Annotated in this window: 16 protein-coding genes; 7 read left to right on the top strand and 9 right to left on the bottom strand. The window is 70.3% G+C overall.

Annotation, left to right across the window (positions count from 1 at the left end; genetic code table 11):
* Positions 1-82 precede the first annotated feature (82 nt).
* Positions 83-583 (bottom strand): hypothetical protein, encoded by a 501-nt coding sequence (locus ACTIGN_RS26545; RefSeq protein ID WP_439629553.1) that lies wholly within the window; start codon positions 581-583, stop codon positions 83-85.
* Positions 580-705 carry a hypothetical protein gene (locus ACTIGN_RS26540; RefSeq protein WP_439629551.1) on the bottom strand — a complete coding sequence of 42 codons (126 nt, stop codon included), beginning with the start codon at positions 703-705 and terminating at the stop codon, positions 580-582. The genes ACTIGN_RS26545 and ACTIGN_RS26540 overlap by 4 nt, the downstream gene beginning before the upstream one ends.
* Before the next feature lie 1,419 nt (positions 706-2,124).
* On the opposite strand from ACTIGN_RS26540, the gene ACTIGN_RS26535 reads away from it, so the two are divergent.
* Positions 2,125-3,378, top strand: a complete 1,254-nt coding sequence (locus ACTIGN_RS26535; protein ID WP_439629549.1) for an MFS transporter — start codon at positions 2,125-2,127, stop codon at positions 3,376-3,378.
* 214 nt (positions 3,379-3,592) lie between these two features.
* Entirely contained in the window at positions 3,593-4,309 is a 717-nt protein-coding gene (locus ACTIGN_RS26530; RefSeq protein WP_439629547.1) for a GDSL-type esterase/lipase family protein, read from the top strand.
* 107 nt (positions 4,310-4,416) lie between these two features.
* Here the strand turns inward: ACTIGN_RS26530 and ACTIGN_RS26525 are convergent, their stop codons facing one another.
* On the bottom strand, positions 4,417-5,832 hold the full coding sequence (locus ACTIGN_RS26525) for a S1C family serine protease (RefSeq protein WP_439629545.1): 1,416 nt from the start codon (positions 5,830-5,832) through the stop codon (positions 4,417-4,419).
* Positions 5,833-5,967: 135 nt separating this feature from the next.
* Positions 5,968-7,347, bottom strand: coding sequence for a PQQ-binding-like beta-propeller repeat protein (locus ACTIGN_RS26520; protein WP_439629543.1), 1,380 nt, complete (start codon positions 7,345-7,347; stop codon positions 5,968-5,970).
* A 273-nt stretch (positions 7,348-7,620) separates the two neighbouring features.
* Here ACTIGN_RS26520 and ffh point away from each other — a divergent pair, with 273 nt between their 5' ends.
* From ffh to ACTIGN_RS26495, 5 genes are all read left to right on the top strand, one after another.
* Positions 7,621-9,066, top strand: a complete 1,446-nt coding sequence (gene ffh / locus ACTIGN_RS26515) for a signal recognition particle protein (RefSeq protein ID WP_439629541.1) — start codon at positions 7,621-7,623, stop codon at positions 9,064-9,066.
* A 334-nt stretch (positions 9,067-9,400) separates the two neighbouring features.
* Positions 9,401-11,995, top strand: coding sequence for a DUF2461 family protein (locus tag ACTIGN_RS26510; RefSeq protein WP_439629539.1), 2,595 nt, complete (start codon positions 9,401-9,403; stop codon positions 11,993-11,995).
* 12 nt (positions 11,996-12,007) lie between these two features.
* On the top strand, positions 12,008-13,345 hold the full coding sequence (locus tag ACTIGN_RS26505; protein ID WP_439629537.1) for a hypothetical protein: 1,338 nt from the start codon (positions 12,008-12,010) through the stop codon (positions 13,343-13,345).
* Positions 13,342-14,520, top strand: a complete 1,179-nt coding sequence (locus ACTIGN_RS26500) for an McrC family protein (protein ID WP_439629535.1) — start codon at positions 13,342-13,344, stop codon at positions 14,518-14,520. Before ACTIGN_RS26505 ends, ACTIGN_RS26500 begins: the two co-directional genes overlap by 4 nt.
* 213 nt (positions 14,521-14,733) lie before the next feature.
* Positions 14,734-15,369 carry an HNH endonuclease gene (locus ACTIGN_RS26495; protein ID WP_439629533.1) on the top strand — a complete coding sequence of 212 codons (636 nt, stop codon included), beginning with the start codon at positions 14,734-14,736 and terminating at the stop codon, positions 15,367-15,369.
* 70 nt (positions 15,370-15,439) lie between these two features.
* On the opposite strand, the gene ACTIGN_RS26490 is transcribed toward ACTIGN_RS26495, so the two are convergent.
* From ACTIGN_RS26490 to ACTIGN_RS26470, 5 genes are all read right to left on the bottom strand, one after another.
* Positions 15,440-17,608 carry a PDZ domain-containing protein gene (locus ACTIGN_RS26490; protein WP_439629531.1) on the bottom strand — a complete coding sequence of 723 codons (2,169 nt, stop codon included), beginning with the start codon at positions 17,606-17,608 and terminating at the stop codon, positions 15,440-15,442.
* Between the two features lie 59 nt (positions 17,609-17,667).
* Positions 17,668-18,840, bottom strand: a complete 1,173-nt coding sequence (locus ACTIGN_RS26485; protein ID WP_439629529.1) for a S1C family serine protease — start codon at positions 18,838-18,840, stop codon at positions 17,668-17,670.
* Between the two features lie 59 nt (positions 18,841-18,899).
* The gene (locus tag ACTIGN_RS26480) at positions 18,900-20,711 is read right to left on the bottom strand and encodes a S1C family serine protease (protein ID WP_439629527.1); all 1,812 of its coding nucleotides are present in this window, start codon (positions 20,709-20,711) and stop codon (positions 18,900-18,902) included.
* A 40-nt stretch (positions 20,712-20,751) separates the two neighbouring features.
* Positions 20,752-21,990, bottom strand: a complete 1,239-nt coding sequence (locus ACTIGN_RS26475; protein ID WP_439629525.1) for an NPCBM/NEW2 domain-containing protein — start codon at positions 21,988-21,990, stop codon at positions 20,752-20,754.
* A gap of 141 nt (positions 21,991-22,131) precedes the next feature.
* Positions 22,132-23,238: a hypothetical protein gene (locus ACTIGN_RS26470; protein WP_439629523.1), complete on the bottom strand. Its 1,107-nt coding sequence runs from the start codon at positions 23,236-23,238 to the stop codon at positions 22,132-22,134.
* Positions 23,239-23,487: the final 249 nt, after the last annotated feature.

Raw genomic sequence — 23,487 nt, 5'->3', positions numbered from 1 at the left:
GGTGCGCCGCGCACCCCTCCTTTGGGGATCGGCACCCGGTTGACGGGCTTGTTCCCAACCGTCGCGAACGACGTGCGGCCCGTCACCGCCGGTCCGCCTCCTGGGCGACGCGGACCGCGGCGAGCCGCCGCATGAGCGCGTACAGGTTCCGCCCCTCGGGCCAGAGCACCTCGGCGCCCGCCTCCATCTCGTCGCTGTGGGCTTCGTGGAACCGCCGTGCCGTGGCGTCCCGGCCCTGGTCGGCCATGTTGCTTGCGCGGCTCGCCCACTCGTTCCAGGGGTCGGCGCGGTCGGGCCAGCGCTCCACCGAGCGGTAAACTTTGCCCTCCCAGCCGGCGGTTGTCAGGAGCCGGACGGCCACGGCTTCGCGATGGAGTGCGGTTCCGACGCTGACGTAGGACGTGGTGTCCTCCTCGCCGGCGGGGATCACTTCGCGGGTCATCCAATCCCAACCGCGTTTCCGCTCGATGGGGGAAACAATGTCGCGGTCGCCCTGGCAGTCGGCCACAATGATGAGCGTCGGGCGGTCCTGCCGGTTCCGCTTACCGCGGATGCAACCGCCCCGCGACTTCGCCTCGATCACGCAACCGTTCGCCAGCCGCGCTCCGTCGGGTACGCTGCGGCCAGTCGCTGGTTGCCCTCGAGTTCCGCCTTGATCTGGGTCACGAAGTCCGTGGCCTGGTCGGCGGTGTCGCTAAGGATCACTATGAAGGGTTCCGTGCCTTGAACCGCACACCGCAGGGGGTGTATGAGCGTGCCCCAAGTGGACTTGGCGGAACCGCGTGGCGCGAGGCGGGCCGGGCGTGTTCCTCGCCGCTGTCGAAGTCGCCCGAGGTCGGCACACAGTTCGAGGTGGAACCGCGACGGCGGCTTCTTCAGGAAGTCTTGACCATTGAAGGGGTTTCGCAGACCATTGATCTCGAGCGGTTGGTGGACGCCGGCGCGGGTGCGGACGGCTTGAGGTTGACGATTCGTGACTACAAACCCGGGGCCGTGCTCGGTAGCGTCACCGTGCCGGCGGACGCGCTGACGGCCGTACTGACAGAGCAACCGCGGGGGCCCGCAAGTCCCTTCGGGCGTGGGAGCGCCCGAGGTCGAGGTGCGGCGCAACGAGGTGCCGCCCTCGATCGGTGGCGCGGACGCCGCCGTCGGCTTGGACCACCTCATGGACGCGATCGCAGACGCCCTCGCGTCCTGATGCACGGCCCGGCGGGTTACCCGCCCATTGCCATCCGCACCACGCCGGGCGAATCGCCCCTCGATCCCCCGATGGAAAGAACGAAGCGGCCCTGGCACAGTGCCGGGGCCGCTTCGCCGGGCGCAGCCCGAAGAATCTCAGTCGGCGGGCTGAAGCGTGCCACTTAGCGGGCTTCGGCGGGCACCCGGTGTGGGCTAATTCGACCCGTCGGGGTTGCCGCCCGTCCGCTTGCGGTGGCCGCCGCGGCCGGAGTCGGTCTTCTGGCCCGGGGTGTGGTTCTCCTGCCGCTCCTCCTTCTCCTCGCGGGCGTGGCCCTTGTCGCCCTTCTCGTTCTAGGGGTTGTCCTTCTTCTCCTCAGGCATGGCGCCCTCGCGTTGGTACGCCCACGCACACGTGGGCATCTGGTCCACCAGCGTTACCGCAACGGCCGTGCCAGGGGGCTTCGGAGGCGACGGTCCGCATCCAGAACTGCCCCATGCCCTCGACGAACGACAGGGCCGTCAACATCGTCGGTACCAGGACCAGTTCGACCCACTTGCCCGAGCGGGTCGTGCGGGACAGGACGGCGAAGCCGAAGGGTGCGGTGTAGGGTCGGGGCGGGCGTCTCACAAGGGCTCCCTGCCCTGGCCGCCTTGTCGGCCCCCGCGAGCGTCAGGATGGTTCGGCGGATGTGTTCGGGCAGCTCGCCCCACGACTCAACAACGAGGGTCAGGGCGGGTTCGTAAATCCGGATTTGCCGGTGCGGCGGAATGACCGGGATTTCTTGGAGCCGGCGTGCCAACACCTTCCGCCTCCGGAACCGAAGGTTACAGGTAGCCGAGGGTTACAGGTTCAATTCCTGCCGGGCATACTCGAAGAGCAAGCGTTTGGTGAATGGTGCAGAGCTGAATGCACCAAACCCCGCCCCGGTTGATATGACAGGCGGGATGCACACGCACGTGCCCGACAACGCGGCGTTCTTCACCCGCCCCTACGTGTGCTTCCTCTCCGGTCGGTTCTTCGCGGTCCTCGCCAGCACGTCGCAGGGGGTGCTGATCGCGTGGGAGGTCTACGAGACGGCCCGGCAGAGCATGTCGGTCGCCGAGGCGTCGCTGGTGGTGGGGATGATCGGCCTCGCCAAGTTCCTGCCGCTGGTGGCCCTGGCCCTCGTCGCCGGGGAGACCGCGGACCGGTACGACCGCCGGCCCATTCTGCGGCTGTGCTACCTGGCCCAACTCGTCACCGCCGTCGGGCTGGCGGTGCGCTCGGGGCTCGGGGGCGGGCTGTGGCAGATCTTCGCGCTCGCGGCCCTGTTCGGGTGCGCGCGGGCGTTCTTCCAGCCGACCGTGAGCGCCCTCGGCCCGATGCTCGTGCCGGCGCACCTGCTGCCCCGCGCCATCGCCACGAACTCGCTCGTCTCGCAGGTCGCGAACATCAGCGGCCCGGCCCTCGGGGGCGTCCTCTGCGCCGCTTCCCCGGCGGCCGGGTACGCCGTGTGCGTGGGGCTCTACGCCGCGGCCGTCCTGTGCGTGTCGCTGATCCGGGCGGACACGCGGCCGGCGTTCGAGCCGGGGCGGTCGCGGGCCGCCCAGATCCGCGAGGGGCTGGGCTACGTGTGGGGGAACAAGCTGGTCCTGGGGGCGATCTCCCTCGACATGTTCGCCGTGATGCTCGGGGGCGTCACCGGCCTGCTGCCCGTGTTCGCCCGCGACGTGCTGCACGTCGGCCCGGAGGGGTTCGGGGTGCTGCGGGGCGCGCCGGCCATCGGCGCGCTGCTCACCGCCGGTCTGCTGTCCGTCCGGCCGGCCCGCACCCGCGTCGGCGTGAAGATGCTCGCCGCCGTGGCGGTGTTCGGCCTGATGACGCTGGTGTTCGCCTACTCCCGGTGGTTCCCGCTGTCGGTGGCGTGCCTGGCCGTGCTGGGGGCCGCGGACATGGTGTCGGTGTTCACGCGGCAGAGCCTCGTGCAGATCGCGACGCCCGACCGGATGCGCGGCCGCGTGTCCGCGGTGTCGACGCTGTTCATCGGGGCGTCGAACGAGTTGGGCGAGGTCGAGAGCGGGATCGCCGCACGGTTCCTAGGGCCGATCGGGGCCGCGGCGTTCGGCGGGTACGGCTCGCTCGCGGTGACCGGCCTGTGGGCGTGGCTGTTCCCGACGCTCAGGAGGGCGGACCGGCTGGACGGGTCCCCGGAGCGGTGACCGGCTCGCCGGTTGGCCGGGCGGGGCCACCCGCCGGGGCCCCGCCCACCAACGGGACGAGCGGCGGCACCAGGAGCGAGCCAGTCGGACCGCGCCCCCGTGCGTCGCCGCGATCCGGCGGGGGCGGCACACGCGGCCACTGCAAACAACCCTGCCCTTCCGTACCACAACGGTGACCGGTCCCCCCGCTCCCGTTCTCTCACGGAGACTTCCAATGCACGCACTCGTTGCCGCCTCGGTGCTCGTACTCGCCCAGGCCCCGGCAAAGCCGGCCGCGTGGGACGCCGCCCCGCGGACCCAGGAGTACGGCTGGATGTCCGTCGCCACCTGGAAGAAGATGCACGCCGACCACGTCGCCCGCACCAAGAAGGGCGGCGTGGACGTCGTGTTCATCGGCGACTCGATCACCCAGGGGTGGGGCGGGGCCGGCGCGCCGGTGTGGAAGAAGAAGTACGACCCGCTCAACGCCGCCAACTACGGCATCGGCGGCGACACCACCCGCGAGGTGCTCTACCGGCTCAACGACGGGGTGCTCGACGGGCTCAAGCCAAAGGCGGTCGTCCTCATGATCGGCACGAACAACTTCGGGCTGGCCGGCGACTCGGCCGCGGACGTGGCGAAGGGGGTCGGGGCGGTCGTCGAATCGGTCCGCAAGAAGGCCCCGGACGCGAAGGTCCTGGTGCTCGGCATCTTCCCCCGCGACAAGGCCGCGGACACCGGCATGCGCAAGAAGATCGCCGAGACGAACGAGGCGCTCGCGAAGTTCGCCGACGGGAAGACCGTCGTGTACCTGGACATCGGCAAGAAGTTCCTGGCGGCCGACGGCACCCTGCCCGCCGACGTGATGCCCGACGCGCTGCACCTGTCCGAGAAGGGCTACGGCATCTGGGCCGACGCCATCGACGAGGAGCTTCAAAAGCTGCTGAAGTGAGAGGGCCGCGAGGAGTGTTGCGAGCGGCGGTCGTAAGAGATCGGGCCACGTCCCCACTCTCTTACAACCGCCGCTCACGTCGTGTACCCCGGGCGAGCCGCACGCGATTACGGCCGGCCGGGGAACCCGGGGATTACGGGCCGCGTTGGGTTGGGGAACGACGGGGGGTTGGGGAACAACGGCCGCGGGTTGGCCGGGAACCCCGGGATCGTGGGGAACGATGGCGGGCCGATCGGTCGGATCGGCATGATCGGCTGGATCGGGGGAATGGTGGGGAACGACGGAAACGACCGCCCCGGGAAGGCCGGGAACGACCGCCCCGGGAAGGCCGGGATGGTCGGCGGGTTGGGCATCGCGAACGGCGAGACGGGCACACGGGTGGGCGGTCCGACCGGCCTCACCGGGTCCGTCTCCTCGGGCTCCGTCGTCACCCCCAGGGCCACCGGGTCGGCCCCCTTTGGGGTCTGGAGGGGAGCGGCACGCAGGCGACTCGCGCCGGCCGCCCCCGCCCCGCCCTCGGGCACGGCCTGGACGTACAATTCGCCGTCGGCGGTCGTCAGGGTGAGGTCGGCGGCGGCCACCCCGCCGTCCACCTTGAGGTCGACGGTCCGGACCCCCTTGTGCTGGGCGAGCGGGAGCCCGGCCTTCGGCTTCTCGCCGTTCGGCGGCACGACGAGGTAGTGAAGGGTGACCCCGCGGACGGCGGCACCCGGGTCGACCAGGCCCGCCTCGGCCTTGACCGCCAGTTTCCCTTCCCCGGCACTCCTCGCGAGCAGGTGGACCCCGCCGACCCGCCCCTTCATGACCTTCCCCAGTTCGGCCGAGGGCACGGCGAACCCAATGCCCTGACTGTTCTTCAACGTGGCCACCGCGACGCCGACCAGGCGGCCCTTGGCGTCCACCACCGGGCCGCCGCTGTTCCCCGGGTTCAGCGCCCCGTTGATCTGTACGACGAGCAGGTCGCCGTTCTCGTCGTTCCGCAGGCTGGACACCGAGCCCTTCCCCACGGTCACGTTCGGGTTCCCGTTCCCGGTCGCGAGCGCCTCGCCGAACGGGAACCCGAACGTGTAGACCGACATGGTCTCGACGAGTTCGACCGGGGTCGCGGTGTCGATCGGGGCGGGTGGGTCCTTGAGGCCCGTCACCCGGAGGACCGCCAGGTCGAAGAAGGGGTCGGCCGCGAGCACCTCCGCCCTCGCGGACACCTCGGCCCGGGTGCCGCTGTCGAACACCGCGGTGACGGTCGGAACCTTGAGGCTCCGGACCAGTTCGGTCGGGCTGAGCCGGCGCTTCTCGTTCTCGGGCAGCGCCACGACGTGGTGGTTGGTGGCGACGAGGACCGAGTCCTTGTCCGCGGCGACGACGAAGCCCGAGCCGGTGGCCTTCCACCCGGCCCCCTCGACGCGGACGAACACGGTCGCCCGCTTGAGGGCCGTCACCGTGGCCGGCGAGATGCCGTCGTCCGCCCGGAGGTGCGCGGGCACAAGGAGGAACCACGCGGCCAGGGCAGACAAGCGTACCATGTGCGACCTCGGCGGCTCTCGTCGGTCAAGTTCTCGTCCTCATGAAACGGCGGCGCGAGCCCTGTGTCAACGCTTTTCGGCCGCCCCGGCCCGAACGCCCGAACGGTGGGCCCCGTTCGGCGTCCCCCGCCGGGGTCACTTCGCCAGCGAGAAGCACGTGAGTTCCTTGTCGTTGCGGACGAAGACGCACTTGTCGGCGAACGCGGGGTGCATCCACACCACCTTGCGGCCGTTGCCGGCCATCACGTTCGTCGGGTCGATCAGGTGCGCCCGGCTCAGCTCCTCGTACCCCTTCGGGCTCAGCTTCGCGACGATCAGGTCGCCCTGCTCGTTGAACAGGAAGTACCGGTCCTCGTGCTTGACCAGAAAGGCGTTGCTCCACCGCTCGGTCGTGGCGGGCTCGTCGCCGGCCGCCACTTTAGCGGGCGTGAGCGCGCCGCGGGTCGCCTTCATCGTCTCCCACACGCGCTCGCCGGTGGCCGTCTTGATGCACCGCAACTGTCCGTAGCTGCACACGCCGTAGGTGTGGTCGCCGTCGACCACGGGCGTCGGCATGATCGAGCTGAGGTCGGTGGTCTGGGCCGGCATCTCGCCACGGGCCTTGCTCTTCCAGGCGATCGTCGCCTTGTCCGCGGTCACGTTGAGCAGCATCGAGCCGTTGTAGAACGACGTGACGAAGAGCTGGTCGCCGACCTTCCGCGGCATCGGGGCGGTGAGAGCGTACTTCGCCTCGAAGTCGACGCGCCAGATCCGCTTGCCGGTGTCGGGGTCGAGGCCGAGCACGGCCCTGGTGTGCCACACGATGAGCTGGCGCGTGCCGCCGAACTCGTAGATCACCGGCGGGCAGTACCCGAAGTCGCCCGAGCAGCTCTCCGCGGCCCACAGTTGCTTGCCGGTCTTCTTGTCGAACGCGACCACGAGCCGCGACTCGGTGCCGCCGACCAGACAGATGAGCTTGTCGCCGTCCACGAGCGGGTGCGCCGCGAACCCCCACACGGGCAGCGCCGCGTCGTAGTCCTGGATGAAGTTCTTCGACCACACGGGCTTGCCGGTCGCGACGTCGAGGCAGACGAGGTGCCCCATCGCGCCGAGCGCGTAGACGCGGTCGCCGTCGACTGTCGGCGTACACCGCGGGCCGGCGGCGTAGCTGATCGTGTACTCGACCGGGTACTCGTGCTTCCAGAGTTCCTTGCCGGTCTTCTCGTCGAGGCACAGCACCCGCTCGTTGGCTGGGACGCGGACGTTCTTGGCGAACCCGCTGTCGGGGAGCTTCGCGCCGGCGGCCGGGACGAGGTCGGTGACGAACACCTTCCCCTGGGTGACTGCCGGCCCGGAGTACCCGACGCCGACCGGGACGCGCCACAGCGCCTTCGGGCCGCCGGCCGGGAGCGTCTCGACCACCCCGGCCTCGCGCCACACGCCGTCGCGCTTCGGCCCGAGCCACTGCGGCCAGTCGTCGGCCGGGAGTGCGGCCGCGAACGAGGCGAACACGAGAGTCGCGAGAGAGTAACGCATGAGAACTCCTCAACGGCACCGGTCCGGGGGCGCGCCGCGAACCGACGGTTTTAGCCCCCGGAGGGGGCGGCAGTTCGTAGCCCGGGGTGTGAACCCCGGGTCCGGGGTGCAAATCACAGGTCCATCGTGCGAACCACGGGTCCGGCTCCGAGGACAGACCATACCGGCGAGACCGGTCCGGCTTTCGGTCCGTTGAAGGGGCACCGGCGTTGTCTTAAAGTAACGTAACGGTTGGCGTGCCGCACGCGCCCACTCCCGAGCGAGACGCGAGACATGTTCGAAGGCATCACCCGCGGGCTGAGCGACGCATTCAAGAAGCTCCGCGGCCGCGGCCGGCTCACCCCCGAGAACGTCCGGGAGGGTCTGCGCGAGGTCCGCCGCGCGTTCCTCGAGGCCGACGTCAACTTCAACGTCCTCAACGACTTCATCGCCCGCGTCGAGGCCAAGTCGCTCGGACAGGACGTGCTCGCGCGCGTCGATCCGTCGGAGCAGATCGTCAAGATCGTCTACGAGGAACTGTGCCTGCTCATGGGGCCGGTGGACCCCAAGATCCCGCAGCGGGCCGACCGCCCGGCGGTCATCATGCTGTGCGGGCTCCAGGGGTCGGGCAAGACGACGACCGCCGCGAAGCTCGCGCTGACGCTCCAGGCCAAGGGCCGCAAGCCGCTCCTCGCGGCGGCCGACCTGCAGCGCCCGGGGGCCGTCGAGCAGCTCCAGACGCTCGGCGAGCAGATCGGCGTGCCGGTCTACAGCGAGAAGACGAACCCGGTCGACGTGTGCCGCAACGCCGTCGCGCAGGCGAAGCGCACGCTGTGCGACATCGTCATCCTCGACACCGCCGGCCGGCTCCAGATCGACACGGAGCTGATGGACGAGCTGAAACGGATCGACAAGCTCGTGAAGCCCGACGAGTGCTACCTCGTCGTCGACGCGATGATCGGCCAGGAAGCCGCGAACGTCGCCAAGGCGTTCAACGACGCGCTCGAACTCAACGCCTGCATCCTCACCAAGCTCGACGGCGACGCCCGCGGCGGCGCGGCGCTCTCCATCAAGGGCGTGACGGGCGTGCCGATCAAGTTCGTCGGCGTCGGCGAGAAGGTCGACAAGCTCGAAGACTTCATCCCCGAGCGCATGGCCGGGCGCATCCTCGGCCAGGGCGACCTGATGGGGATCGTGGAGAAGATCCAGACGATCCAGCAGGACATCGGCGAAGAGGAGATGAAGAAGCAGCAGGAGGCGCTGCAGAAGGGGAACTTCACGCTGGAGATGTTCCGCGAGCAGTTCAAGATGATCGCGAAGATGGGCATGAAGGACATGATCTCGAAGATGCCCGGGATGTCCGACATGATCCCCGAGGGCGAGGACCCCGAGCAGGCGCTCAAGCGGGTGCAGGGGATGATCGACTCGATGACGAAGCAGGAGAAGGCCGACCCGGACACGATCGACACGCCCCGCCGCCGCCGGATCGCCCGCGGGGCCGGGGTCGAGCCGCACGAGGTGAACCAGTTCCTCAAGCAGTTCGACCAGGTCCGCGGGTTGATGAAGCAGATGGCCACGATGAGCATGTGGCAGCGGCTCAAGATGGTGACCGGCCTGGGCAAGGCCGGCGCGTTCATGCCGGGCGGCATGGACCAGTTCAAGACCAAGGGCGACACCGGCCACCGCAAGACCGCCAAGGAGCGCGCCGAGGAGCGGAAGAAGAAAAAGAAGAAGCGGTGAGATAGAAGAAGAGAGTGATCCACAGATTACGCAGAAGACACAGATTTTCAGACAGAGGACAGAGGACAGAACGGCATGCTGCTGGGTCCGACTGGTCTTTGTCTTCTGCCCTCTGGTTTCTTGTCTCTGAAATCTGTGTCTTCTGCGTAATCTGTGGATAAATCTCTTCTGTTCCGCTGTCTGAAGGTTTGCGTCCATCTGTGTAATCTGCGGATCAACCTGCGTTCCTCCGATCTGCGAGTCGGGCGCGCTTTCTGGCGCCTCGCAGCACGACTTCGGCCAGCAAATCTGATACGATCCACCCGGTCGCTCCGTCCCGCACGGCTCCCGGTCGATGGCGAAGGACTCCCCGCACCGCCGCTCGCTCCCGCTCGCCCCACTACTCGCGCAGTACCGGGCCGCTACCGACCCGCGCGCCGATCACTCCGCCCCTCGTCTCGCTGACCCCGACACGCAACCTGACGACGCCCTCGCCGACGCGCTCACCCGGGTCGCGGCGAGCGCGGTTCCGGTCGCGTTCCACCCCGGCACCGTCGGCCGCGAGGTGCGGTTCCTCCGGCACGCGCTCGCGCACCTGTTCCGCGGGTCCGACCCGCTCGCGGATCGCCTCGGCCGGTGCGTCACGCCCGGCGAGCCGTACCACGTCCCCGGGCTCGGGCCGGGCTTCTGGGCGGCCGTCGTGCTGGCCGGCGACTTGGCCCCGCTGTGGTGCCCGGCGGCCGAGCGCGGCCTGCGGGCGCTCGGCCTGTTCCCCGAGAACCTGCACAGCCCCGCCGAGCGGTTCGCCGCCACGGTCGCCGGGTACGCGCGGGTGAGTGAGGCCGCCGAGGACCTCACGCCGGCGCAGGTGTCGGACTTCCTCGAACGGGTCTCGCGCACGAACGGCCGCGAGTTGCCCCCCGCCGCGGCCGGCCCCGCATCGTTTGCTTGGGGCGTCGGGGCGGACGCGATCCAGCAGGCGGTGCGCGAGGTGCGCGTGCGGCACCCGCTGAAGAAGCGGCTCCGCGAAGCGCCCGCGGGTGTCCTCGAAGCGGTCAGCCGGTTCGTGGCCGAGTCACGCGACGGGAACTACGGGGCGGCCTTCGCTGCGTTCCGCTGCGCGTACCCCGACGCTGCCTGGGAAACCGCCCTGCCCCTTCTCGACGATGCGTACTCCCCCGCCCTTCCCCTCGTCGAACGTGCGATTCTGTGGTGCGAGGTCGCGGCCGTGCTGGGCGACACGTTCCGGGTCCACCCGCTCGAGCTTGCCGACGTGGTCGCCGCGGCCGGACAACCGGCCCCCGAGCCGGAGCCCGCCGGGTTCCGCGGGTTCTGCACCGACACGTTCCGGTTCCTGGGCGACCTCACGGCCGGAAACACCCGCGACTGGATGGCCGCGAACCACGACCGCTACCAGTTCGCGCTCCGCGAGCCGCTCGTCGAGCTGTGCGAGGCGGTCGCCGAGCGGTACGTGCGACCGGTGCTGAACCGCGAGCACGGGTGGGACCTGGAGTGCGACGCACGCACCGGCCGCGCGCTCACCAGCATTTGCAAGAACGACTTCGGCCGCGGGTCACCGTACCAGCCCGTTCAGTGGGTGACGTTCTACCGCAAGAGCCGCGCGAACAAGCGGGCCGACGCGCAGTTTTTCGTGCGGGTCGCGGCCGACGGGGTGCGGTACGGGTTCCACCTGGGCCGCACCGCCCGCGACGCCGGCGGGCAGTTCCGCAAGGCGGTGCAGGAGCACGGCGAGGCGGTGTTCCGCGCGCTCGCTCCCGGCCGGCTCCTCGGCGGCTGCCGGTTCTGGGCCGGCGACGACCTCGCACAGGAAGTGGCCGTGCGAACCCCGGCTGACCTGCGGGCGTGGGCGACGCACAAGACCGTCGCCGCGGGCGTGCATCGCGCGCCGGCCGATCCCGCGCTGCGGGGTGACGACCTTCCCGGGGAGGTGCTGCTGACGTTCGACCGGCTCCTGCCGCTGTTCGCGTGCGCCGCCGACGCCGACCCGCTCGCGCTGCTCCGGCACCGCGCCGGCGCGCCCGACGCCCCGGCCGCCTACGACCCGGCCACGTTCCACCGCGAGACGTTCCTCTCCGACGTGTGGCTCGACCGCGTCCTCGGCCTGCTCCGCCTCAAGAAGCAACTCGTGCTCCAGGGCGTGCCGGGCACCGGGAAGACGCACGTCGCCCGGTGCCTCGCGCGGCTGCTCACGCACGACCGCCCGGGGTGCGTGCGGCTCGTGCAGTTCCACCCGGCGTACAGCTACGAGGAGTTCGTCGAGGGGATCCGCGTGCGGACCGCCGAGGCCGACGGGCGGAGCGAGGTGACGTACCCGGTCGAGGACGGCGTGCTGGCCGAGTTCGCCGCACAGGCCGCCGCGCGCCCGAGCGAGCCGCACGTCCTCGTCGTGGACGAGCTGAACCGCGGGAACCTGCCCCGCATCTTCGGCGAGCTGCTGTTCTTGTTGGAGTACCGCGACCAGGCGCTCACGCTGCCGTACTCGAAGCGGGCGTTCCGGCTCCCGGAGAACCTGTTCCTGCTCGCGACGATGAACCCGCTCGACCGCTCGGCGGTGGCGCTCGACCAGGCGCTCCGCCGCCGGTTCTCGTTCGTGGACATGCCGGCCGACCCGGCGCTCCTCTCGCGGTGGTACGCGGAGCACCCGCCGGCCGACGCCGACGAGACGTTCGGCCCGCGGGCGGTGCGGCTGTTCGAGGAGCTGAACGACCGGCTCGCCCGCGACCTCGGCCCGGGGCGGCACGTCGGCCACAGCTTCTTCATGGTGCCGGACCTGACCCGCGAGAAGCTGAGCGCCGTGTGGGACCACCACGTCCGCCCGCTGCTGCTCGACTACCTCGGGGGCCGCGAGGACCGGCTCAAGGACTACACGCCCGACCGCCTGCTCGGCGACCGCCCGGCCCGCCGCGCAAGGCCCGTACCCAACTCGTGAGGACCGCCCGAAATGCGCGACAAGAAGGTGCTGATCTGCGTGCTCGCCGTTGCCGTCGGGGTGTTCGGGAGCCTCGGGTGGATCGTGGCCGAGCGCGAGTGGGAGCGCCGCACGGGCGAGCGCGACTTGGCCGCCGCGGTCGCCGAGCGGGACGCCGCCGACCCGAACTGGCGGTGGGACAAGCTCCCCGCCGCCCGCCCGGCGCTGCCGCCCGGTCAGAACGGCACCGAACTGGCCAAGGACGTTCTGGCCGACCTGCCCGGCGACTGGGCCGAGGAGCCGGAGCAGAAGCGGGTGCTCAAGGAGGTCGCCGCGCTGCCGCCCAACGCCGCGCCCCCGGAGCGGACCCTTGAAGCGGCCCGACGGTTGGTGACGAAGGCCGGGCCGTCGGTCGCGGTCGCCCGGAAGTTCAAGGACCGCCCGACCGGTGCCCGCGACCCCGCGGGCTTCCCCAAGCCGCCCGCCGCGGACGGGGCCGACGTCCGCGACACCGCACTCACCATCCTCCAACTCGACTCGCTCCTCGCCGACGACCGCGGCGACCCGGACCGCGTCGCGGCGAACGTCCTGGCGGCGCTCAACGTCTCGCGGTCGATCGGGGCGGACCCGTTCTTCCAGTACCAATTGTTGCGGGTCCGCCTCCGGGCGACCGCGACGGCGCAGCTCGAACGCGCGCTGGCCAGCAGCCACCTGGGCAACAGCCTGGACCGGCTCCAGGCCGCGTGGGCGGCCGACGCCGAGGAGCCGCTGCTGCGGTACGCCATCGTCGGCGAGCGCGCGTACTACTCCGACCTGACCGACCGGCTGGTGCGGGGCGAACCCGTACTCGATGAGGCGAAGCAGGCAGGCGCGGAGGAGTCGGCGGCGCGGCTCGTGTCGTGGCGGCAGCGGTCGGCGATCCCCGGCGACCACGCGACGTTCCTCAACTGGACGGGCAAGGCCGCGGAGGCCGCCCGGCTCCCGGCCGAGGAGCAGCCCGCCGCGTTCAAGGGGCTGCCGGTGGTGCCGCAGACGCGGGAGTACGCGCTCGCGCACCCGCGGGCCGCCGCCGTGCTGGCCGAGGCCCCGAAGTTCTGGGCGAGTACCGCTCTGATGCGGTGCGCGGCGACGGGGATCGCGTGCGAGCGGTTCCGCCTGGCCCGGGGCCAGTGGCCCGACGCGCTCGCGGCCCTGTGCCCCGAGTTCCTGCCGGCCGTGCCGCTCGACCCGTTCGACGGCCAGCCGCTGAAGTACACGAGGCGGCCCGACGGCGTCACCGTCCACGCGGCCGGCCCGAGCGGCGAGATCGCGTTCCGCCTGTGGAACCCCGACGCCCGCCCCAAGCCCGCGAAGACCGGGACCAAGCCGTGACGCGGCCCACGGTACACCTCGTCGAGCGGCGGGCGCGGCGGGTGCGGTTGCCGCGGGGGGACGTCGAGTTCCTCCTCACGAACGCCCGGCACGTCCTCGACGTGGTGCCCGCGTTCCGGCGGGGCGTGTACCGGCTCGCCCCGCGGGGGTACGTCGGCTGGCTCGACACCCCCACCCTTCGCGTCGCCATCGCGCCGAAGGTGCCGTGGCCCACCGTGCGGATGCTCCTCGGGGTGCCCCACGCCGCGCACGAGGGCGGGAGCGAGGTCGAGCCCGGCGGCGGGCTGCTTGACGCGCTCGCCCGCGAGTTCGCGGCGCGCCTGCGGGCGACGACCCTCGTCGCCGGCTACCACGACACCGACACCGTCTCGCCGTACCTCCGCGGCAAGTTCCGCATCGCCGACCACCTCCGCGACGCGGCCGCCCGCGCGTTCCCCGACCGGTTCCACGTCACCGAGTCCGTGCTCGACCTCGACACGCCGTGGAACCGCGTCCCGCGGGCGGTTGCCGAGGCGCTCCTCGCGAACCCGGCACTCGCGGCGAACACGCGAATCGAATTGCGGGACGCGGCCCTCTCACTTGAGGGCGTTCCCGCCGCACCGCTCACCGACGCCGACTTTGCCGCGGCCGACGCCGAGCCGCGGGCCGCCCACTACCGGCCGCTCCTCGACCTGTGCCGCACGCTGCACGACGGGTTCGCGGCCGCCCGACTGCCCGGCAGCGGTGCCGGGGCGTTCCTGGCCGACCTGTCGCGGGCGTTCGAGCGCTGGATCGCCTGCGGGCTGGCCGACGAACTCGCCGCACGGCCGAATTGGTCGGTCGAGGAACAGCCCGCGTTCCCGGTCGGCCCGACCGTGTTGCAACCCGACGTCGTCGTTCGGAACCGGGGAAGCGCCCGTGTGGTGCTCGACGCGAAATGGAAGGCACCCGGCCCGACCCCGGACGCGGAAGACCTGCACCAGGTGCTCGCGTACGCGGTCGCCACAGGGGCGCGGCACGTCGCGCTGGTCTACCCCGGCCGCCGGTTTGCCCGCCGCACGTTCGCGGTGCCGGGGAGTGGCGTCGCGGTGTCACTCGTCCGCGTGTGCGTGGTCGGCACCGGCGAGGAGTGCCGCCGGTCGCTCGCCCGACTGGGCCGAATCGGACGCAAACCCCACTTTCCCCGGGGGCTCTGACGAATTTTCCGGGCGTAGGGGCGGAAGGTGAAGGTGACGTGAAACAGAGCGTGGGAACCGGGGGTGGGGTCTTGCGGGGCGGAAAAAGCGAGGGGTATGATGTAAGAGGGTCTGAACCTTGTCGCCCGCCCGCGCCTCTCCTATGCACGAGCCGACCGCACCCCGCGGCCGGCGACCTGACCGCTTCCTCCCGACACGAAAGGCCGCGAAGCTATGAATGTCGGTATGCACTCGGCCTTGGACGCGAGCGTGCTGGTGCTGAACAAGACGTTCGTCGCCGTCCACGTGGTCTCCGTCCGCCGAGCGTTCTGCCTCCTGTGCAAGGACCTGGCCGAGGTCGTGAGCCTCGACGACGGCCAGTTCACGACCTACGACTTCGCGTCGTGGGCCGAGCTGAGCGCCTTCCGGGCCGCGGAGTTTCGTCGGGACGAGGACGACTGGGTGCGGACCCCCACCGCTGAGATCCAGGCCCCCCGGGTCGTCCGGCTGCTGGAGTACGACAAGTTCCCGAAGCAGACGGTGAAGTTCAACCGGCGGAACCTGTTCGCCCGGGACCACAACCAGTGCCAGTACTGCGGGAAGAAGTTCCCGACCAGCGAGCTGAGCCTGGACCACGTCACCCCGAGGAGCCAGGGCGGCGGGACCACGTGGGACAACATCGTGTGCGCGTGCGTGGACTGCAACGTCCGCAAGGGCGGTCGCACCCCGCGGCAGGCGAACATGACGCTGATCCGCAAGCCGGAGAAGCCGAAGCGGAGCCCGCTGCTCAACCTCAAGTTGACGCAGAAGAAGTACTCGTCGTGGCAGTCGTTCATCGACAACGCCTACTGGAACGTCGAGCTGAAGTGAAAACGCCAGAGGCCCACCCGTCGCGACGGGTGGGCCTCTCCGCTTACCAGGGTTCGCCGACCGCACCTTGTCAGATGCGGTCGAGCGAGTCGAGCCACGCGATGAAGTCGGTGAACGTGGGCGGGTCGAAGTACTCCTTGCCGCTCTCCTTCATCTCGCGGTAGATCACCGGGAACCGCCGCTCGGTGAGCAGGTCCTTGCTCTCGCGGATGTCCTTGATGAGCGGGTCCTTGTCGCCGCCCGAGATGAAGAACGACAGCGGCTGGTTCGCGACGTTGTCCTTCGGGTTGGTGCCGAGGACCGCGCCGACCGTGCCGACCCCGCGGAACACGTCGCGGGCGTTGAACCCGACGTAGAACGCCATCTGCCCGCCGTTCCCCTGGCCGTGGGCGACGACGCGGCTGCGGTCGATGGTGTACTGGCCCAGGACCGCCTTCACGTCCTGCATCACCACCTCGGTCTCGCTCGGCACCCACCCGTCCTTGCCGCCCGACTTCGGCCCGACGAGGATGAAGTTCCGGTCCTCGCACACGTCGCGGAACGTGCGGGACACCTGTTTCCCGTCCTTCGTCGCCTCGCTCGTGTCGTGGAACCACACGATCACGCCGTACGACCTGCCCGCGTCGTAGTTGTCGGGGACGTACACCCAGTACTCGCGGCCGAGCCCCTCGTTCATCCGCTTCAGGAGCCCTGTCTCGACCTTCGGCTTGTCCTTTTCGTCCTTCTTCGGCTCGTCCTTCTTGGGCTCGTCCTTCTTCTCGTCCTCGGCGCTGGCGTCGCCCGCCCCGCACTCGCCGCCGAACGGGTCCTTCGGCTCCCTGTCCTTCGGCTTGGGCGGCGCCGCACCGCCGGCCTTCCCCTTCGACGACGGGAGCGGCACGGCGTCGGGCAGCGCGTCGGGTGCGGGGACGAGCTTGGCCGTCACGGTGTCGGTCTTGCCGCCGTCCTTCCGCTTCACCTCGACCTTGACCTCGGTGCCCGGGGTCAATCTCTGGAGCGCCCCGATCAGCGCGTTGCGGTTCGCGACCGGGCTGAGCGCCGGGGCGGCCGCGGGGCCGAGCTTCGTGATCCGGTCGCCGACCTTGATCCCCGCGGCCTCGGCCGGGCTCTTCGGGTACACGTACCGCACCTCGACGCCGGGTTCCGCGTCGTCCCGCATCGGGAGCACGCCGAGGAACGCGCTGACGTAGGCGGTGGACGTGCCGACGAGCTTGACGCCCTTGAACTCCTGCTCCTTGTCGCCGCGGGCGATCTTGATCGCGATCTCGTCGCCATCGTACTTCGGCCCGAGGACGTGCTGGAGGGTCGAGAAGTTAGGGATCTTCTTGCCGTCCACTTCGAGGATCTTGTCGCCGACCTGGATGCCGGCGCGGGCCGCGGCCGAGTCGGGCTGGACAGCGCCGATGACCGGCGGGGCGTTGTAGGCGTCAGTGCCCTGCGGGTTGATCCCGAGCAGGCCGCGCTTCAAGTCCTTACCCTGCTTGAGCCGCGGGAGGGCGGCGAAGACGTCTTCGAGCGGCACGGCGAACCCGATGCCGCCGTCGTACACGTCCACGCCGGCCGTCTCGCCCTCGGCCCGGTTCGAGGCCGGTACGATCACGCCCAGCACCTGCCCGTTGAGCGCGACGAGCGGGCCGCCGTAGTTCACCGGCGAGGTCTTCGCGTCGGTCTGGACCGCCTTGCCCCAGATGCGGTTGGTCGCGCTGACGATGCCGACGCTCATGGACGGCGGGTGCTCGGCGTCCGGGTCAGACGTGCGACCCAGCGCCAGCGACCACTGGCCGATGTCGATCCCGGCCTTCGGGAACGCCTCGGGCACCGGCAGCCCCTTGGCGTCGATCTTCAGGAGGGTGAGCATCCGCGTCTGGTCGGTGGCGACGACGGTGGCGACGAACCGCTGCGGGCGGCCCGGGACGGTGACGGTGATGCCGGTCGGCTTGTTGGCGAAGTTGAAGCTGCTGGTGACGACGAACCCGTCCGCGTCCACAATGAGGCCGGTGGTCGGGCCGGTCCCCTTGCGGATGCCGTTCTCGCCGCCCGGCCCCTTCTTGCCGGCCCCGACGACCTCGGCCCCGCCGGTCGTGTCGATCTTCACCACGGCCGGCGCGACCTTCGCCGACGCCGCCTTCATGGCCCTCTCGGTGGCCTCGTTGACGTCCGCGGCCCGCCCCCCGGGTGCCGAAAGCACCGCCGCAACGACCGCGAGCAGGAGCCGCCGGGAACTGAGTGTCGCACGCATCGGTTGAGTCCGTTGGTGATCTGTGAATCCGAGTTGGGGTCGTCCGGCCGCGCCCGCACTCACTTGGGCGTCGGGGCCGGTGTCGGCGTGGGGGCCGCGGCCTTGGGCTGGGCGCCGAGGGTCATCTCGATCGTCTGGAGCGCCTCGCCGCGCCGCACCTCGATGCGGACCACCTGGCCGGGCCGGGTATTCTTCTTGAGCCACGTGTGGAACACGTTGATGCTCGCGACCGGCTCGCCGTCGACGAAGCTCACCAGGTCGTCGGGCCGCAGCCCGGCCTTCGCGGCGGGCGACTCGGGGACCACGTCCTCGACGTAGGCCGGCGTGCGGTCGAGGATGTTCGGCACGAAGATGATGCCGTGGTACCCGCCCTCGCCCAGCACGGTCTTCGGCCGCGTCACGTTCTTGTACTTCCCCTGCATGCCCAGCGCGACGAAGTCGGGCATCGTCACGGTCGTGACCTTCTCCTCGTCCTTCTCCTTGCCGTCCTTGTCCTTCGTCTTCACGATCTCCTTGATGTCCACCTTCGCGGTGACCGGGATCGCGTAGTTCATCCAGGTGTCGCTGAGGCTGTTCTTGATCTCGCGGCCGACGACGCCGATCAACTCGCCCTTGCGGGTGAGCAGCGCGCCGCCGGCGGCCCCGGGGTTGTTGGTGATCGCGTCCACGACGTACACGTCGCCGGTGTACGGGAACTCGAACACGCCGCGGCGGCCGGCCAGCTTGGTGCGGGCCATCACCACGCCCCGCTGGAGGCTCAGCGGCTCGTCGCGGAGCGCGATCTCGAAGGTGTTGGTCAGGGCGAGCACCCAGTCGCCGGTCTCGGCCGGGGGCCGCTTGGCGGCGGCGGCGAAGTCGAAGTAGTCGAGGTTCAGGCCGGTCGGCTCCTCGATCTTCTTGCCCTCGACGCGGATCTTGATGATCGCCGCGTCGAGTTCCGGCTCGACGGCGAGCACCTGGGCCTTGAGCCGCTGGCCGTCGTACAGGTGGACGACGAGTTCCGACGTGTCGAGCAGTTGGCTCGCGGCCGTGAGGACGTGGCCGTCGGGGCTGATGATGATGCCGGTGCCGTAGTTGTTGAGCCGGGAGAACCCGCCGGCCCCGAACACCTTCACCATCTTCTGGTTGGCCCTCTCGGCGACCTCGTTGAACGGGTCCGCCGCACGGGCCGGGGCCGCCGCGAACGGGGCGACCAGCGCCGCCGCCAGGAACCAGGTACTGTGTCGCGTCATGGGTGCGTTCGGGTCGTGTGCGGTGACGCCCCCCGCCGCGACGGGGGGCTCGGGCAGGGTCACTTCTTGCCGAGGGTGTACTTGGCGACGGTCAGGACCGCGTACCGCTTGTCCTTGAACCGGACCTCGATCCGGTGCGGGAGCTGCTTGCCGTCGACCGGCTTGTAGTCCGAGAGGAACACCTCGCACGGGTCCTCGTAATCCTTGTCGGTGAACGTCTCGAACCCGAGGAGTTGGTGGTCCCTGGTCGAGAAGAACCACTTGCACTCGGTCGAGCCGTGCTTGGTCTTCAGGACGTCGGCGTCGACCCGCAGGGCGGCCAGCGACTTGGGGGCCGAGCCGTCGGCCGGGTACGGGTAGAACGGCTCGGTGCCGCCGTGCGCGAACAGCCCCTCGAACCCCTTCGCGCCGGTCGTCAGGAGCCGGTGCCACTGGTACAGCGCGAGCATCAGCCCGCCGCTGCCGATCGGCTCGGACTGGAGCCGGCGGTCGGTGTCCTTGAGCGGCGCGAGCGTGCTCTCGATGTTCAGCTTCAGCTTCACGAGCGGGTCGCCGTCCTTGACCTCGGAGACCTCGAACCGGAAGTCGCCCCTCCGCTCGCCCATCTCGTACCGGCCCTCGCCGGCCCAGGTGCCGGTGTCGGCCGCGAAGTCGCCGTGCTTCTTGAACTCGCCGACGAGCTTGTCCCGCTCCAGCTCGTTGAAGTACCAGTTCGCGTACCCCTTCTTGGGCACGTACATCTTCGCCGTCTCGCCGCTCCCGGCCGGCCCCTTCTTGGGAACGATCTTCGGGGCGGGCGGGGCCGGGGCGTCCTTCTTGTCCGGCGTCTCCTTCTCGGTCGCCATGTTCCCCATGAGGCGGACGAGCGTCTCGCGGCGGTCGTTGTTCCGCCGCACGGACAGGGGCACCCGCCACTCCTTCGGGAAGATGCCGAGGATGTTCTTGTACTGGTTCGTGCTGGTGACCGGCCGGCCGGCGAAGCTCACGAGCTGGTCGCCCTCCGCGAGCCCGCGGCGCTCGGCGTCGGACCCGTCGAGGACCTGCTTGACGACCATCTGGCTCAGCGGGGCGTCCTCGGCCGCGGAGCCGACGGCGGCCCCGAGGGTGGCGTGGTCGGTGTCGATCCCGGCCCGCATGTGGCCCAGGAAGTTTTTGATCTGGTTGATCGAGATCGCGTACCCGACGCCGGAGTTCACCCGCCCCCGCTTCTCGAACGAGCCGCGGCCGTTGATGCCGATGAGCTCGCCCTGCATGTTGAACAGCGGGCCGCCCGAGTTCCCGGGGTTGATCGACGTCTCGATCTGGATGCAGTCGGTGTACTCGAGGAGCCCCTTCCCCTCGGGCGGCTGGTACCGGTTCGTGCCGCTCACGACGCCGTAGGTGACGGTCGGGGTGAAGTCCATCGCCAGCGAGAACGGGTTGCCCATCGCCAGCGACCAGTCGCCGATCCTCACCTTGTCGCTGTCGCCCATCGCGACGAACGGGAACGGCTTGCCCTTCTCCTTGGGCACCAACTTGATGAGCGACACGTCGCCGACCTTGTCGGTCCCGACCAGCACGGCGTCGTACAGCACGCCGTCGGCGAGCCCGGCCTGCATGAGCGGGCCGGTCGGCTGGACGACGTGGAAGTTGGTGAGCGCGTACCCGTCGGGCGAGATGACGACGCCGGAGCCGACCCCCTGCCCGCCCTGCATGCACACCGCGACGACCGCCGGGGCCACCTTCTTGATGGCGGCGATCCGCTGCGTCTGCGCGTCGACGACGGACTTGTCGAGTTCGATCGGGGCGGCGATGGCGGTAAGCGCCACGGTCGCGGCGAGGGCCGCGGGCACCGCGGCGGCCAGAACGGGCCGGGTCAGGTGTCGGAGCATGTGGCAGTCTTCCCGCTGGAAATCAGTGTCGCGTGTTGGTTCACTTCTGGACGCGGGCGTCGGCGAGGACCACCCGGTTGCCGTTCACGGCGAGGTCGGCCTCGACGATCACCCGGAGCTGCTTCACGCCCTTCACGTCGAGGACGACCGGCCGCGGCTTGTCCTTCCGCTTGATCGACTCGGCGAACACGGGCCGGCCGTCGGCCTCGATGGTCACCTTCGCTTCGAGGTTCGCGTCGGGCGACTGCTCGGGCAGACCGACGAGCGCCTTGAACTCGCGGTAGTCGCCGCCGATGTTGAACGTCAGCACGGTGTCGGGGGCGACGACGATCCCCTTGACGAACGCATCGGCCCCGAGCTTGAGGGGCTCGCCGGAGACGCCGCGGTCGCGGGTGTACGGGGCGACCGGGTTGAGCCGCAGCCCCTTCTCGTCGGGCGGCACCTCGGGCGCGTCGACCTGCGGGTCGAGGTCCGAGAGGTACGCCACGTTCCCCTGGGCGTAGTCGAACTTCGCGAGCGCCGCGGCCGACGGGTACTTCACCACCACGCCGGCCACGGTCGTGACGGTCGCCCCCTCGGACCCGAACTCCACCGACTGCGCGACGAGCGAGTTGCCGAACACGTCGAGCACCTTGCACAGCGTCGGCGGCACCTGCGCCGGAACGGCCTGCGAGAACACGAGCCCGCCGGTCGCCCGCGACAGCAGCAGGGTGTCGGTCCCGCCGCCCTCCTTCTCGAACGTCAGCTTGGTCCCCGCGTCGTCGCCGCCGAGGATCGTGCCCTGCACGAAGTTCAGCCCCTCGGGCTCGCGGACGACGTACAGGTCGCGCTTGCCGCGGCTGCTGAGGACCTTCTTCCACGCGTCGCGGTTCTTCTGGTCCTCGGCCCCCCGCATCACGGAGAAGACCGCGGTGAGCGGCAGGTCCACGGCGGGCGGCGCGACGCCGGCCGGCGCGGTGGCGAACTCGAACTCGACCTTCTTGCCCTTGATGAACAGCTTGCCGCCGCGGAGCGTCGAGCCGTCGGTCAACTCGATCTCGTTGACCCGGGCGTCCTTGGGGACCGGCGCGACCTTGGCCCCGAGGTCGATCACCACGATGTCCTTGCCGGCGACGACAGCCTTCGCCTCGCCCGCGAGCAGGGTCGCGCCCGTCGCGTCTATGGCGACGACCTTGCCGGTCAGCTTCTTGCCGGCGGTGGTGGTGATGTCGTCGGCGGAGGCGACCGCGGCGGCCGCGGCGAAGAGGAGCGCGAACAGGGGCCGGCGGGTGAACGGCATGGCCGGTGTCTCACGGGTGCGGTTCGGGCGGGGACAGGGGTCCCTATCGTCGGAGCCGTCGGGGTGCGAAGCGGGCGGGCGGCGACCGCGTTGGTGCGGTCGCCGCCCGGGTCGGTCAGGTGCGATCGGTCGCGGCCGGGGTCACTTGTACCCGTGGATCTTGTTCAGCGACTTGAAGTACTCGTCGATCATCTGCTTGTACTTCTGCGGCTGGTCGCGGGTGATGTCCTCGACGATCTTGGCCCGCTTCTCCGGCGGGAGCCCGCCCCACTGCTCGGCGATCTGGCGGAGCTGCTTCTCGTCCACCGTGCCCTTGCCGCTGCCGCCCATGATCATGCTGTCGGCGGCGTTCTGGGTCGGGTTCGTCTGGTTGCCCGGGGAGTTGCCGGGGGGGCCGCCCGGGGGGCCGCCGCCGGGGCAGTTGCCGCCGTTGGGCGGGCCGTCGCCGGGCTTGTTCTTGTTCTCCAGCTCCTTGATGAGTTCGTCGAGCCGGAACACGATCTTCTTCTGGATGTCCTGGGTCTTCTCGCCGGCGCGGGCCAGCTCGAGCCGGCGGCCGCTGTTGTCCATCAGCCGCTCGATGTTCGAGAGCGCCTTCGGGTCGGGCGACCAGTTCTGCATCTCGAAGAACATCAGCGTGGCGACCATCTTGTACCGGTCTGGGGCGTCGGCCACGTCGTCGAGGAGCTTGACGATCGAGCCCGTGGCCGGCTCCTTCCGCATGGTCGCGTGCTCGGACACGGCCTTGAAGAAGTAGAACGCGGCCGGGTCGACGGCGGCCTCGGGGGTGGTGACCGAGTTCAGCGCCTCGAGCGCCTCCTCGTACACCTTCTTGCTCGCGGCGGCCTTCGCGAACGCGACGACCACGTTGGTGCGGAAGAAGGCGTCCTGCGTCGCGTCCTTCAGCAGCCCGGGGATCTCGGTCGGGGCCGGGGCGTCCGGCTTGCGGACGTTGGCCAGGATCGTGGCGGCCTCGGTGTTGCCGAGGGCCAGCGAGTCGGCCGTGCGGTCGAGGACGGTCCGGCCCTCGTCCTTCCACACCTCGTCGAACGCCTTCTGGTCGAACTTGTTCACCGACTTGAGCCACGCCTCGACCTTGGCCTTGGCGGCCTCGGGGGTCGCGGCCCGCAGGGTGCTGAACCCGAACGTCGGCTTCTTGGCCGCGGGGTCGGCGGCGAACGCCGGGGCGGCGTCCACCGCGGCGAGGCCCGTCGAGAGGACGGCCGCCGCGACTAACTTCCGGATCACCACGGGAAACCTCCTCAGGAGTGAGCGACGGACGCGGGGAGTTTTGTGTACCGCCCCGGCGCGAGCGGGCCTCGGGGCGGTCGTACCAGATAGACGAGTCACCTCGGGAGAGCTAACCGTCGATCCAGCGTATCTTGCAACTGTTACAGAAGCAAGGATTTGCGCCACGTGTGACGGAGCGAGTCGGGGGGGGGGGTTGCCAGTGGTGCCCCCCCCCCCCCCACCAAAACAAAAACCACCAAAAGCGCA

Origin of the sequence: Gemmata sp. (genome assembly GCF_051859125.1) — a bacterium.
Classification (GTDB): domain Bacteria; phylum Planctomycetota; class Planctomycetia; order Gemmatales; family Gemmataceae; genus Gemmata.
The sequence above is the reverse complement of the archived record's forward strand: the minus strand, read 5'-3'. Positions and strand labels throughout refer to the sequence as shown.